The organism is Sphingobium sp. ZW T5_29, assembly GCF_044987515.1.
In the GTDB taxonomy this organism is placed as follows: Bacteria; Pseudomonadota; Alphaproteobacteria; order Sphingomonadales; family Sphingomonadaceae; genus Sphingobium.
Map to the genome: position 1 here is coordinate 84,353 of NZ_JBJDRM010000006.1, position 12,213 is coordinate 96,565.

Below are 12,213 nucleotides of genomic sequence, written 5' to 3' on the forward strand. Positions count from 1 at the left end.
GTCAGGGTTTGACGCCCTTCATATAGACCCGCTTTCCGCCGATCCATGTTTCCAGCACCTGTGTGGCCCGGATATCGGCTGGGCGGCTCACCGAAATATCGCGGTCGATGATGACGAAGTCCGCGCGCTGGCCCGGTATCAGGCTGCCGAACCGTTTTTCGGCAAAGCCCGCAAATGCCGCCTGCCGGGTATAGCCGTCCAGCGCCGCTTCGAAGCTGACGCGCTGCTGCGGCGTCCAGCCGCCGGTCGGCTGGCCTGCGCCATCCTCCCGGCTCATCGCGACCGCCATGCCGACGAAAGGATTGGGCGTTTCGGTCGGTACATCCGACCCGAACGTCAGGGGAACGCGATTGTCCAGCATCGCTTTCCAGGCATAAGCGCCGTTGATCCGCGCTTCGCCCAGCCGGACCGTCGCCGTGCGCCTGTCGGCCACAGCGCGCCCGGGTTGCATCGACGCGACGATGCCGTTCTGGCCAAATCGTGGCAGGTCCGAAGGATCGACGATCTGCGCCTGTTCGATGCGCCAGCGCCGGTCGCCCTTATAGGTCTGGCCCAGTTCGGTAATGGCGTCCAGCAGCTCGCTGTTCGCCGCATCGCCGACCGCATCGACCGCGATCTGGAAATTGTCCATTGCCGCCCGGCTCATCATGTTGCGCAGCTGGGTGGACGGGATCAGTTCCATTCCGCGCTGGCCGGGCGCGTCGGCATAGCCAGTCTTCAGCCATGCCCCGCGCGATGCCAGTGCGCCGTCCAGAACCAGGTTCAGGCCACCCATCCGCAGATGATCGTCATACAGCCAGGGCGTCGGCTCCGGCCCGGCGATCATCACCATATTGTCCAGGCCCAGCGCATAGGAAATGATCCGCACGCGCAGAGCGCCCCGATCGGCCGACCGTCGGAACGCCTGCCAATCCTCGATGCTGGTTCCCATGTCGGCAATGCCGGTCACGCCGTTCGCCAGCAACGCCTGCTGCGCCTTTTCCAGCGCGATGTCCCTGTCCTTGGGCGCTGGCGGTGGAGCGGCCTTCTGGATCAGGTCCATCGCCTTGTCCACGAACAGGCCAGACGGCTTTCCACCCGCCATTTCGATCCGCCCACCGGGGGGCGCCTTGGCCGTGGCCGTGACGTTGGCGGCGCGCATCGCCAGGCTGTTGGCCCAACCGGCATGACCGTCGGCATGCTCCAGCCACACCGGCACATCGCTGACTGCTGCATCCAGGTCGGCTGCGGTCGGGAACCGCCCCAGACCCCAGCTTTCCTGGTTCCATCCGGTCCCGATGATCCACTTGCGGGCGGGATTGGCGGCGGCATAGGCTCTGATCCTTGCCTGCGCTTCCGCCAGTGATCCTGTGTCCGACAGGTCCAGGGTAATGAACGCCAGGCCCATGTCCATGACATGGCCATGGGCGTCGATCAGACCGGGGATCAGCGTCTTTCCTGCCCCGTCCAGCTTGAAGTCGGGTCCCTTGGGCCAGGATTCCCCTTTTTTCAGCTTCTTCTTGCGCGGCGGGTCCTGATAACGGCCCGGCAGCAGCTTTTCGACCTTGCCCTCATCATCGATCAGCAGCGCGCGAAAACGCACGACCTGCCCACTCGCGTCCAGCGCGATGCCGTTCACATTGTCGATGACCCCCGACGCCATGGCGGGGACGGGAAGCGCGAGTGCGGCCAGCGCCGCCAGCAGCCTTTGCCTCATGCGCGCGTGATCCGGCGCACCAGTGCGCTCGTATCCTGCCGGTTGCCGCCCATCGCCTGCACGTCGGCGTAGAATTGGTCGACCAGCGCGGTGACGGGCAGGGTCGACCCATTGGCGCGCGCTTCTTCCAGCGCCAGCCCCAGGTCCTTCCTCATCCAGTCCACGGCAAATCCGAAATCGAAACTGTCCTGCGCCATCGTCTTCCAGCGATTGTCCATTTGCCAGCTTTGCGCCGCGCCGCCGGAAATGGCCTCGAACACCTTGTCCAGGTCCAACTCGGCGGCCTGCGCGAAACGCATGGCCTCCGCCAGGCCCTGCACCACGCCTGCAATGCAGATCTGGTTCACCATCTTGGTCGTCTGCCCCGCGCCAGCCGTGCCCACATGGACGATCCGCGCGGCATATGTCTGCATCACTATACTTGCCGCATCGACGGCCGGCGCGGTGCCGCCGCACATGATGGACAGCTTGCCATTTTCCGCGCCTGCCTGCCCGCCGGACACCGGGGCATCGACGCAGTGCAGGCCCAGGCTCTCTCCCTCGACGAACAACTGCCGCGCGATCCGGGCCGAAACGGTCGTGTGATCGATGAACAGGCCGCCCGGCTTCATGGTGCGAAACGCGCCCTCGCGGCCCATCGTTACCTGCGACAGGTCATCGTCCGTGCCGACGCAACTGATGACGATTTCCGCTTCTTCCGCCGCCTTGGCCGGGCTGACCGCGACCTCCCCGCCATACAGCTCGGCCCAGCGTTTCGCCTTGCCGATCGAACGGTTGTATACGGTAAGGCTGTGTCCTGCCCGCGCCAGATGCCCGGCAACCGGACCACCCATGACACCCAGGCCTATAAAAGCGATATTAGCCATATGCCTCGTACATGTAAACGCGCACCCCCGCCGCCATAGGGACAGTTTTCAGTGAGGGCCAGTTCCTTCGGAACTAAATTTCCGCTAGGGGCCAACACATGAACACCTTGAGCAAGATCGAAGGCGCTTTGCCGCTGCCTGTTACCGTCGACGACATATTGGCGGCACGCGTGCGGATTTCGGGTGCAGTAGTGCATACGCCCACGCTGATCAGCCAGACATTGTCGACGATGCTGGGCTGCAAGGTCTATCTGAAGTTTGAAAATCTTCAGTTCACTGCGGCTTACAAGGAACGCGGCGCTTTGAACCGGCTTCTCCAGCTGGACGAAGATGCGAAGCGGACGGGCGTGATCGCGGCTTCGGCAGGGAACCATGCGCAGGGGCTGGCTTATCATGGCCGTCGCCTGGGCGTCCCCGTCACCATTGTCATGCCGAAGACTACGCCGACGGTGAAGGTTACGCAAACCCAGGGGCATGGCGCGACTGTCGTGCTGCACGGTGAAAAATTCGATGACGCCAACACCTATGCGCGTCAGCTGGCGAAGGATCAGGGGCTGACCTTCGTCCACCCCTTTGACGAACCGGACATCATCGCTGGGCAGGGCACCGTCGCGCTCGAAATGCTGGAGGACGCGCCGGAAATCGACACGCTGGTCATCCCCATCGGTGGCGGCGGCCTGTTTTCGGGCATGGCGACCGCAGCAAAGGCGATGAAGCCTGATATCTGCGTCTATGGGGTGCAGGCGGACCTTTATCCGTCGATGTATAGCCATATCAAAGGCGCGAAGTTGCCCTGCGATGGCGACACGCTGGCCGAGGGCATAGCGGTCAAGGAGCCTGGCGAACTCACCCGGCGGATTGTCGAACGTTTTGCCGACGACGTGCTGCTTGTCAGCGAGCGTGATTTGGAAGAAGCAGTCAGTCTATTGCTGCAGATTGAAAAGACCGTGGTGGAAGGCGCTGGCGCGGCTGGGCTTGCCGCCTTGCTGACGCATAAGGAATTGTTTGCCGGGCGCAATGTCGGGCTGGTCCTGACCGGGGGCAATATCGACACACGGTTGCTGGCCAATGTCCTGTTGCGCGACCTGGCCCGTTCCGGGCGGCTGGCGCGGCTGCGCATCATCCTTCAGGATCGGCCGGGCGCGCTGTTCCATGTCGCGCGGATTTTCGACCAGGAGGCGGTCAACATATTGGAGCTGTCGCATCAGCGCATCTTCACCAACCTGCCCGCCAAGGGGTTGAGCCTGGACGTCGAGTGCGAGACGCGCGACGGCGATCATCTGGACCGGCTGCTCGCGGCGTTGCGGGAAGCGGGCTATGAAGTGGCGCCGATCGAGGTCGCTTGACCGGCGAACTTCGGGTGATCGGATTTTCGTGGTAAATGTCCTTTTCACAGACGGCGGGGGGCGGCATAGTTGCCCCATGATTCAAGCATCACGCAGGGTCGGGACGGAGATAGTGGCGTGACCGCACCTTTTCGCTTTCCACGTTTCTTCGTGACCAATCCCAGTCCCTGCCCCTATCTGCCGGGGCGCAGCGAGCGCAAGGTTTTCACCGAGCTGAACGGGGACAATGCGTCGGAACTGAACGACGCGCTGGGCCGCATCGGATTTCGCCGCAGCCAGAATGTCGCTTATCGACCCAGCTGCGCGGATTGTTCGGCCTGCGTGTCTGTCCGTGTCGTGGCGGATCAGTTTGAACCCAATGCAAGTCAGCGCAAGCTGATCCGCCGTAACAGCGATTTGGTCGTTACCGCGTGCAAGCCCTGGTCGACCGAGGAGCAGTTCGAACTGCTGCAGCGTTATTTGCGCGCGCGTCATCCGGGCGGTGGCATGACCGAGATGGATGAGATGGATTTCGCCGACATGGTCGAACAGACCCCGGTGGAAAGTCATGTCGTCGAATATCGCGAGCCGGGTGAAAATGGTCGTCCCGGCAAGCTGGTTGGGGCCTGCCTTACCGACCGGCAGGGGGATGGGCTGTCGATGATCTACAGCTTTTTCGATACCGAGCTGGAGCATCGCAAGGGGCTGGGCAACTACATCATCATGGACCATATCCTGCGGTCGGCCAAAGCGGGGCTGTCCTATGTCTATCTCGGTTATTGGGTCGAGGGGTCGCAGCGGATGCAGTATAAGGTCCGCTATCACCCGTTGGAAATGCTGAGCCGCAGCGGTTGGGTAAGGTTCGATCCGCAGCAACAGGCGCAAGCGATCCGCAGCGCCGTATCGCGTGACGAGCCGCCGCTGCCGATCGAGCTGGGCGGAATTTTCAGGAAGTAAATCCCGTCACCGGGCCGCTGGTTTTCAGTCGTGCACTGTCATGTGCAAGGGAGTGTAATCAGCCGATCGGATGGCATGGAAGGGTAGCCCTTCCTTCGCGACCGGCTGTGCAGTCCAACTTACTTGCAGTTGCAGTCCCGGTGGGCCTTCCCCTTTGCATGGCGACGCGGCGCGGCTTTGCTGGTGACGTAGGTGCGGGTCGTGGTCATCACCGGCTGAACGACGACGGTCGTGGTGGTCGGCCCCGGATAATAATAGCCATTGGCATAATAGCCCGGCGCGTGCGTGGTCGTGACCCTGGGTTGACCCAGGCCTTCGTGATGCGTCACGTGCGGAGCGGATGCGTAAGGCGGGGCGTCATAGTCGGCGCCATAGTTGCTGCGCGCCTCTCCTTCGAAGCGCCCTTCATATTCGCCGCTGTAGGTTTGCCCTTTCTCGTCTCGCCAAGTGCCGGTCCAGCGGCCTTCATATTCGTGAGGTGGCGGGCCGCCAGGCATGGTGACGTCATCGTCGTAGTCCGCGCCATAAGGCGGATCGGACCGGTCGTCCTGGTCCCACCGGACATCGCTGCGATGGTCCCGGACCCGACCGTCGCGGTCAGTCATCACAGCGTCGTCATAGTAACGCGACCAGCGATATCCGGCCGCTGGGACTGGCAAGCCATAGGCGCTGTAATTGCCGATATGATATGTCGGGCTGACCCAGTAAGTGGGCAGTACATAGCCGATAACAGGACGGCGATAGGCTCCCCAACCACCCGGCGCGCGCCATCCGGCGAACCAGCGGCCCTGAACACGCGGACCCCAGCGATGGACGGCCCGGCCCGAAAAGCCGCCCTTGCCCATCATCGCCAGCGCTGGGCCAGCAGGGGTCGCTTCGCCCGCTATCGCCGGACCACTGAGTCCCAGCGTCAGTCCCGCTCCCGCCAGCATGATGCTCCAGATTCGCATGGTTCACTCCCCGTCATATCGGGCGGACGTCAGCCCGCGCGCAGTTAAGGGCTTGTTTAGCATGGCGATCCGCATCGATCCACGCGACGCAGCGGCGTTCCTGTCCCGAATCGGGGCAGGGAGCGGTCAGGCGACGCGCGGAGCAATCCGCTTTACTAGCGCTTCCAGACCAGCTTGATCGGCAGCATCAAAGCGCCCGGTTGTGGGGCTGTCCAGGTCAAGCACGGCCACCACCTGTCCATTCAGCGCCACCGGGATCACGATTTCCGAAGCACTGGCCGCATCGCACGCGATATGTCCGGGGAAGGCGTGGACGTCGTCTACCAGTTGGGTTTTACCTGACGCCGCCGCCGTCCCGCACACGCCGCGTCCTAGAGGAATGCGGATGCAGGCCGCCTTGCCTTGAAATGGCCCAAGCACCAGTTCGTCCCCAACCATCCGGTAAAAGCCCGCCCAGTTGAGGTCCGGTAGAAACTGCCAGATGAGCGCGGCAACATTGGCCATGTTGGCGATGGCGTCCGATTCGTCCCGCGTGATGGCATCAGCGGCCGCGATCAGGTCGGCGTAGATTGCGGACTTGTCTGCGTCGGGCGAGGGCGAGAAATCGAACATGGGTGGCATATAGAGGCGGTCGCCTGCGTCGGCCAACCCGCATACCTGAATTCTAGTCGAATTTTACGCGGCCCCGGCCCTGCTTCACTGAACTGCGCGCCTTCTTGGCGTCAACCCGGCGCGCTTTGGCGGCTTTACCGGGCTTGGTTGCCTTTCGCGCCTTGGGGACGATGGTGGCTTCACGGATCAGTTCGATCAGCCGCGCCAGCACTTCCTGCCGGTTCAGAAGCTGGGAGCGCGACCCTTCCGATCGCAGGATCAGGACCCCGTCCATTGTCATTCGGCGGCCAGCGATCCCGGCCAGCCGTTGCTTGACGGCTTCGGGCAGGGATGGGCTGTTCGCAACATCGAACCGAAGCTGCACCGCGCTGTCAGTTGTGTTCACATGCTGGCCGCCAGCGCCCGTTGAGCGAACGAAGCTTTCAGACAGTTCGTCCGCGTCAATCGATATTGAACGAGTGATGGGGATGAGCGGCAAAGGCGCTACACCCCCGCTTCATCCAGATATTCGGGGCCGAACCCGGCAGCAGCGAAGCTGTCCGGCAGAGGGGCGGTCGCTTCGACAGGAGGCTTTGCTCCGCGCGGAATGCTGAGGAAGCGGCTATGCAGCATCATCGGCCCGGCACCATCTCCATAGACGGGATCGCCTGCGATGCTGATGCCTAGGCCGTGGAGGGCATGGCTGCGGATTTGATGCGTCCGGCCCGTCCGGGGCGTGAACAGAATGAGCGAGCGCCCATTTTTCTCCGCGAGCATACGCCATTCGGTCATTGCCGCCTTACCGTCGCTGGCGGCGATCATCCGCCATCCTTCCGCCGCGCTGCTGACCTTTTTCAGCGGCAGGTCGATAGTGCCGCTGGGTTGATCCGGTACGCCTTCCAATATGGCGACATAGCGTTTGGTGACGGTGCCTGCTTCAAATTCGGCGGCGTAGCGTTTGTGCGCCTTTGGATTTCGGGCAAGGGCGAGGCAGCCGCTCGTATCGCGGTCCAACCGATGCACAGGCAGCGGCCAGCGTTGGAACCCAAAGGTCAGCGACGATAGATGATTTTCAAGGCTGAGCGATCCGTCGCGTGGCGCGTCCACCGGCAAGCCAGAGGGCTTGTCCAGGATAATGGCTTCGCCATCGATGAACAGGACGCGATCGTGAAGCAGGGTCAAGGATGATAATCCAACAGAAAGGGATGATGATTGACGGTTCTGCGGCTTCCTATAGGGCGTCAAAGCCATGAACAATAGGGGGGACAGCAGCCGGACCGGGACGGCGCCATCGGAATGGGTGCCGGGCGGTGGACGACTTGAGTGGGTCGATGTGGCGCGTGGCGTCGGCATCATCGCCGTGGTCGTGGGACATGTCTGGACGCGAGGCCCCCTGCGCGACGCGGTCTACAGCTTCCATATGCCGCTGTTCTTCCTGCTGTCAGGCCTGCTGTCGCGTCCGCAGGCTCCTGGCGCGTTCGCCGTTCGCCAATTGGGATCGCAAATGCGGCCCTACGCTGCTTTTCTGACATTGTTGATCTTGGCGGATCAGATCGTTGAGCCGTTGAAGGGACATCGCCCTATTTCCGACCAATGGCCGCAGGACCTGTTGCCGGTGCTGCTGGGCGGTTCATGGCTGCGAGGGCCATATACAATCTTCTGGTTCGTGCCGTGCCTGATGGTCGGCCGCATCCTATTTAACATGCTGCTGACACGCTGGCCCGATCCACTCGACAGGCGGTGGATGTTGGTGATGCTCTTATTGCTACCCTTTGCCTATATAACGGGTCGGATCACAGATATTTCGGTGCTTGGGTCGTTGAGCGTTCCCATGGCGATTGCTCTGCTATGGATCGGCTGTGCCTGGCAGAAAGTTGGCTGGCGGCGATGGTTCTGGTGGCCGCTGGCGGCGCTATCGCTGGCCGGTTTATCTGGGCTGCTGCCTACATTGAATATGAAGGCTGGGGATTATGGCATGCCCCTACTGTCGATCGGATCAGCAATCGCTACGTCATTGCTGCTGTTCCGCTTTTCGGTGCGGATGGGGCCTGTAGGCGGCTGGCTGGCGGCGATAGGCCGCGCATCGCTCGTCATCATGTATCTTCATGTGGCAGTGATTCATTATCTCGCGCCGATGATGGGTAAATCCTGGCTGATGACCTTGGCCCTCGCGCTACCGATGGCGGCCTATCATCTCATGAAGTGCAGTTCCGTGACCCGACGCATCTTTTTGTAGGCTATTGCTCTTCGAACGCGATGTGGTCGCCCGCCTCAGGGAAGGGGGGATGAGGCGGGCGACCGTGGGCCTGTCGAAAGAGGGCAGGCCTATTCGCTGTCAACCAGGACAATTTCGGCATCTTCCAGCGCAGTGATCGTAAAGGGGCTTCCGCCGATGATCGCTGCACCATCGCGCGCTTCGAATAGTTGGCCGTCAATCTCTATCCGCCCGGTGGCGGGGACCAGATAGAGGTGGCGTCCTGGGGCGCTTTCGTAAGTCACGCTTTCGCCCGCCTTGATCGTGCCGCCCAGCAGGCGGGCGTCGGCACGGATGCGGAGCGCTTCAGCGTCCTCATCATGCCCGCTGGCCAGCACGACCAGCTTGCCCGACCGATCGCCTTTGGGAAACGGCTTTGCTCCCCAGCTAGGCGACCCACCTTCTGCGCTGGGGATGACCCAGATCTGGAAGAGCGTCGTCGTTTCATTCTCCAGATTATATTCGGCGTGGCGGATGCCTGTTCCGGCGCTCATGACCTGCACGTCGCCTGCTTCAGTGCGGCCTTTGTTCCCCAGGCTATCCTGATGCGTGATTGCGCCGGTGCGGACATAGGTGATGATTTCCATGTCGCGGTGGGGATGAGGTGGAAAGCCGGATTGAGCGGCGATCTCATCATCGTTCCATACCCGGATCGCGCCCCAGCCCATCCGGGCGGGATCGCGATAATCCGCGAAGGAAAAATGGTGCCGCGCGTTCAGCCAGCCATGATCCGCATGGCCGAGCGAGGTAAAGGGGCGGCGTTCGATGCTGTTCTGCACGATGTTAGTCATCTGCTGGACCTTTCAATGCATTGTCGGCGCTTCCGACTTGCTTTCCAGCAATCTAGCGATCAGGATCGTTTCTTAAACAAGCAGCATTGAAACGGATTGTTTCCCTTATGCGTCTCCCCGATCTGGAAGCCTGGGCGATGTTCGCCGCCGTGGTGGAGCATCGCAGCTTCACTGACGCCGCCAAGGCGTTAAGTGTTTCCAAGGCCACCGTGTCCAAGGCCGTGACGCGGCTGGAGCAGCACCTCGACACCAGCCTGTTCAGCCGGACCAGTCGCCGCCTCGCCCTTACCGAAAGCGGCAAGCGGCTGGCCGATCACGCCGCCCGGATACTTGCCGAAGGGCAAGCGGCGGAGGAAGCTGCGCGCCGGGAGACGACGGAGTTGAGCGGCACAGTGAAGCTGGGCGCCCCTATGACCTTTGGCCTGCTGCGCGTCGCGCCCCTGATCGCAGAGTTTACGAAGCTCCACCCCGGCGTCGACGTTGATCTGCACCTGTCGGATGCACGGATCGACCTTATAGAAATGGGTCTGGATGCAACCATCCGCATCGCCGACATGCCTGACAGTTCGCTGCGTGCCCGGCGGCTGGCGGATATGAATGTGCATGTCGTTGCGTCCCCCGCTTATCTGGATACACGGGGGCGGCCGACGCATCCTGCGGACCTTAGCGGTCATGACTGCCTTTGCTATTCCAACGTCTCCACGCCTGACGTCTGGCGGTTTGTCGGACCGGGGGAGCAGAATGTGGCCGTGCAGGTTCGCGCCCGCATCACAGTCAACAGCGGGGAAGCGATGTTGCCCGCCTTGGTGACCGGGGTGGGAATCGCTCGCCTGCCTGATTTCATCGTCGGTGACGCTATCGCGGCGGGTGATCTGGAGGAAATCCTGATTGACTGGCGCCCGCCGCCGCTGGGTCTCCACCTCGTGACGCCACCTTCGCGGTTGAGGTCCGGGCGAGTTGAAGCCCTGCTTGATTTCATCACGCGTAATCATGGCTGCTGAGGGCTGAGCGGCAAAATGGCTTCTGGCAGGATTTGAATCAGTCCATCGTCAAGGCTTTGTAAATAGATTCAAATTCCCGCGACTCGTGGATTTCTGCGGGTTAGCGAAAAATTAACCTTTGTCCTTCAGAAGTTTTTTGGTTAATGAATTGGAGCAGACGCCGTTCTTCGGGGTTTACGGGATCTGCAAGGACAGGGGCTTCATATGCGCGTTCTGCTAATCGAAGATGAACCGACCACGGCCAAGGCGATCGAGCTGATGCTCACGACCGAAGGCTTCAACGTCTATACGACCGACCTGGGCGAGGAAGGGCTCGATCTGGGGAAGCTGTATGATTATGACATCATCTGCCTGGACCTGAACCTGCCGGACATGCACGGCTATGACGTGCTGAAAAAATTACGCGCGGCCAAGGTGCAGACGCCGGTGCTGATCCTGTCGGGTATTGCCGAAATGGACAGCAAGGTACGCTCATTCGGCTTTGGCGCAGATGATTATGTGACCAAGCCTTTCCATCGCGAAGAACTGATCGCCCGTATTCACGCGGTCGTTCGTCGGTCAAAGGGGCATTCGCAATCGGTCATCCGTACTGGCAAGCTGGCCGTCAACCTGGACGCCAAGACAGTGGAAGTCGATGGCAACCGCGTCCACCTGACCGGCAAGGAATATGCGATGCTGGAGCTGCTTTCGCTCCGCAAGGGCACGACGCTGACCAAGGAAATGTTCCTGAACCACCTGTACGGCGGGATGGACGAGCCGGAACTCAAGATCATCGACGTCTTCATTTGCAAGCTGCGCAAGAAATTGGCGCTGGCCTGCAGTGGCGACAATTATATCGAAACCGTCTGGGGACGCGGCTATGTGCTGCGTGACCAGGACGAAGCCATGGATGTTGCGACCAAGGTCGCCTGATTTAGGCATCCCTGACGAAATTGAAGGCCAGCTAGCCCCTTGGGCGGCTGGCCTTCCTGTGTCTGGCGATGACCGATGGAAATGGGCCGACGACCTGTTGGTCGCCGGCCCCCAGTCAGACAAAGGGCGGCAATGGCTGAAAGCCTTGGTCGGGGGACCGCCCTTGAAGGGCTATTCGCCCGTCTGGCTGGATGAGGTTGCGCCGGATGCGGTCGTGTCGGCATGACCTGTCAGATGACCATGGGCGTCCAATGTGGCCGCCCCGTCCAGCGCACCGCTTGCGCCACCGGCTACGGATTTTGCGCTGCTGGCGGCGCCACGCGCACGATTTCCAGTGGTTTCAGCGGTCGCATTTGCTTTGCCCTGGGCTGTTGCTGCGGCGCTGACGGCACGATCGCGCGCGGCGCCGACGGTGCCAGTGGCACGGTTGCGAACATTAGCTGCTGCCTGGTTCACATCAGCCGTGCCAAGCGTGTCTGCGGTTACATTGCCATTGGCTGAGCCGGTGAGGGAGCCAGACCCGCTGCCGCCCTTCGTCTTGCCCTTGCGAGTGATGGCGCCATCTGCCCCACCATCGGCGCGGCCCTGAGCCGATCCAGCCGCGCGGACCCGGCCATTTTGCAGGTCGATGGCGCGATCAACGCCTATGCCGCCTGACCCACCGACTGTTCCGCCCAAGGAGCCGCCTACGCCACCAAGGCCGCCGCCCAGACCACCGCCGAGGCCGCCTCCGCCACCCAGAAGCTGTGCCGAAGCGGGAGCCGCCGTCATTGCGGCAAGGCAGGCAGCGGTCAGAATGAACTTCGCTTTCATCGATCGTCTCCTCATTTGTTTGTCGATCCAATGGAAGGACAACGGGACGGCCGCTGC

The 12,213-nt window shown here is 61.9% G+C and carries 13 protein-coding genes; 5 read left to right on the forward strand and 8 right to left on the reverse strand.

The window, feature by feature from the left end; translation table 11 throughout:
* Nucleotide 1 precedes the first annotated feature (1 nt).
* Both ACI3KQ_RS06730 and ACI3KQ_RS06735 read right to left on the reverse strand, forming a co-directional pair.
* Nucleotides 2–1,696: an amidohydrolase gene (locus tag ACI3KQ_RS06730; RefSeq protein ID WP_404955997.1), complete on the reverse strand. Its 1,695-nt coding sequence runs from the start codon at nt 1,694–1,696 to the stop codon at nt 2–4.
* A complete protein-coding gene (locus ACI3KQ_RS06735) occupies nt 1,693–2,562 on the reverse strand; it encodes an NAD(P)-dependent oxidoreductase (protein ID WP_404955999.1) in 870 nt (289 codons plus the stop codon). Before ACI3KQ_RS06735 ends, ACI3KQ_RS06730 begins: the two co-directional genes overlap by 4 nt.
* Nucleotides 2,563–2,660: 98 nt before the next feature.
* On the opposite strand from ACI3KQ_RS06735, the gene ACI3KQ_RS06740 reads away from it, so the two are divergent.
* Together ACI3KQ_RS06740 and ACI3KQ_RS06745 are read left to right on the forward strand one after the other, a co-directional pair.
* Entirely contained in the window at nt 2,661–3,908 is a 1,248-nt protein-coding gene (locus ACI3KQ_RS06740) for a threonine ammonia-lyase (protein WP_404956001.1), read from the forward strand.
* 117 nt (nt 3,909–4,025) lie between these two features.
* Nucleotides 4,026–4,844, forward strand: coding sequence for an arginyltransferase (locus ACI3KQ_RS06745; RefSeq protein ID WP_404956003.1), 819 nt, complete (start codon nt 4,026–4,028; stop codon nt 4,842–4,844).
* A gap of 119 nt (nt 4,845–4,963) precedes the next feature.
* On the opposite strand, the gene ACI3KQ_RS06750 is transcribed toward ACI3KQ_RS06745, so the two are convergent.
* The 4 genes from ACI3KQ_RS06750 to ACI3KQ_RS06765 form a co-directional block, all read right to left on the reverse strand.
* Nucleotides 4,964–5,794, reverse strand: a complete 831-nt coding sequence (locus tag ACI3KQ_RS06750; protein WP_404956005.1) for an RcnB family protein — start codon at nt 5,792–5,794, stop codon at nt 4,964–4,966.
* Between the two features lie 126 nt (nt 5,795–5,920).
* Nucleotides 5,921–6,406: a GAF domain-containing protein gene (locus ACI3KQ_RS06755; RefSeq protein WP_404956188.1), complete on the reverse strand. Its 486-nt coding sequence runs from the start codon at nt 6,404–6,406 to the stop codon at nt 5,921–5,923.
* A gap of 52 nt (nt 6,407–6,458) precedes the next feature.
* Nucleotides 6,459–6,884 carry an alternative ribosome rescue aminoacyl-tRNA hydrolase ArfB gene (gene arfB / locus ACI3KQ_RS06760; protein ID WP_404956007.1) on the reverse strand — a complete coding sequence of 142 codons (426 nt, stop codon included), beginning with the start codon at nt 6,882–6,884 and terminating at the stop codon, nt 6,459–6,461.
* Nucleotides 6,885–6,889: 5 nt separating this feature from the next.
* Nucleotides 6,890–7,567 (reverse strand): RluA family pseudouridine synthase, encoded by a 678-nt coding sequence (locus ACI3KQ_RS06765; protein WP_404956008.1) that lies wholly within the window; start codon nt 7,565–7,567, stop codon nt 6,890–6,892.
* Nucleotides 7,568–7,634: 67 nt separating this feature from the next.
* Between ACI3KQ_RS06765 and ACI3KQ_RS06770 the strand changes: the two genes are divergently transcribed.
* A complete protein-coding gene (locus ACI3KQ_RS06770; protein ID WP_404956010.1) occupies nt 7,635–8,621 on the forward strand; it encodes an acyltransferase family protein in 987 nt (328 codons plus the stop codon).
* Between the two features lie 89 nt (nt 8,622–8,710).
* Here the strand turns inward: ACI3KQ_RS06770 and ACI3KQ_RS06775 are convergent, their stop codons facing one another.
* The gene (locus ACI3KQ_RS06775) at nt 8,711–9,430 is read right to left on the reverse strand and encodes a pirin family protein (RefSeq protein WP_404956011.1); all 720 of its coding nucleotides are present in this window, start codon (nt 9,428–9,430) and stop codon (nt 8,711–8,713) included.
* Nucleotides 9,431–9,537: 107 nt separating this feature from the next.
* On the opposite strand from ACI3KQ_RS06775, the gene ACI3KQ_RS06780 reads away from it, so the two are divergent.
* Nucleotides 9,538–10,431 carry a LysR family transcriptional regulator gene (locus tag ACI3KQ_RS06780; RefSeq protein WP_404956013.1) on the forward strand — a complete coding sequence of 298 codons (894 nt, stop codon included), beginning with the start codon at nt 9,538–9,540 and terminating at the stop codon, nt 10,429–10,431.
* 204 nt (nt 10,432–10,635) lie between these two features.
* Entirely contained in the window at nt 10,636–11,343 is a 708-nt protein-coding gene (gene ctrA, locus ACI3KQ_RS06785; protein WP_404956014.1) for a response regulator transcription factor CtrA, read from the forward strand.
* 171 nt (nt 11,344–11,514) lie between these two features.
* Here ctrA and ACI3KQ_RS06790 read toward each other — a convergent pair whose 3' ends face one another.
* The gene (locus ACI3KQ_RS06790) at nt 11,515–12,156 is read right to left on the reverse strand and encodes a hypothetical protein (protein ID WP_404956016.1); all 642 of its coding nucleotides are present in this window, start codon (nt 12,154–12,156) and stop codon (nt 11,515–11,517) included.
* Nucleotides 12,157–12,213 lie beyond the last annotated feature (57 nt).

Excerpts from the sequence above, each read along its gene's own strand:
- ACI3KQ_RS06780 (WP_404956013.1), top strand. The coding sequence starts at position 9,538 with ATGCGTCTCCCCGATCTGGAAGCCTGGGCGATGTTCGCCGCCGTGGTG.
- ACI3KQ_RS06735 (WP_404955999.1), bottom strand. The coding sequence starts at position 2,562 with ATGGCTAATATCGCTTTTATAGGCCTGGGTGTCATGGGTGGTCCGGTT.
- ACI3KQ_RS06775 (WP_404956011.1), bottom strand. The coding sequence starts at position 9,430 with ATGACTAACATCGTGCAGAACAGCATCGAACGCCGCCCCTTTACCTCG.
- ACI3KQ_RS06750 (WP_404956005.1), bottom strand. The coding sequence starts at position 5,794 with ATGCGAATCTGGAGCATCATGCTGGCGGGAGCGGGACTGACGCTGGGA.
- ACI3KQ_RS06740 (WP_404956001.1), top strand. The coding sequence starts at position 2,661 with ATGAACACCTTGAGCAAGATCGAAGGCGCTTTGCCGCTGCCTGTTACC.
- ACI3KQ_RS06730 (WP_404955997.1), bottom strand. The coding sequence starts at position 1,696 with ATGAGGCAAAGGCTGCTGGCGGCGCTGGCCGCACTCGCGCTTCCCGTC.
- ctrA (WP_404956014.1), top strand. The coding sequence starts at position 10,636 with ATGCGCGTTCTGCTAATCGAAGATGAACCGACCACGGCCAAGGCGATC.
- ACI3KQ_RS06755 (WP_404956188.1), bottom strand. The coding sequence starts at position 6,406 with ATGTTCGATTTCTCGCCCTCGCCCGACGCAGACAAGTCCGCAATCTAC.
- ACI3KQ_RS06790 (WP_404956016.1), bottom strand. The coding sequence starts at position 12,156 with ATGAAAGCGAAGTTCATTCTGACCGCTGCCTGCCTTGCCGCAATGACG.
- ACI3KQ_RS06770 (WP_404956010.1), top strand. The coding sequence starts at position 7,635 with ATGAACAATAGGGGGGACAGCAGCCGGACCGGGACGGCGCCATCGGAA.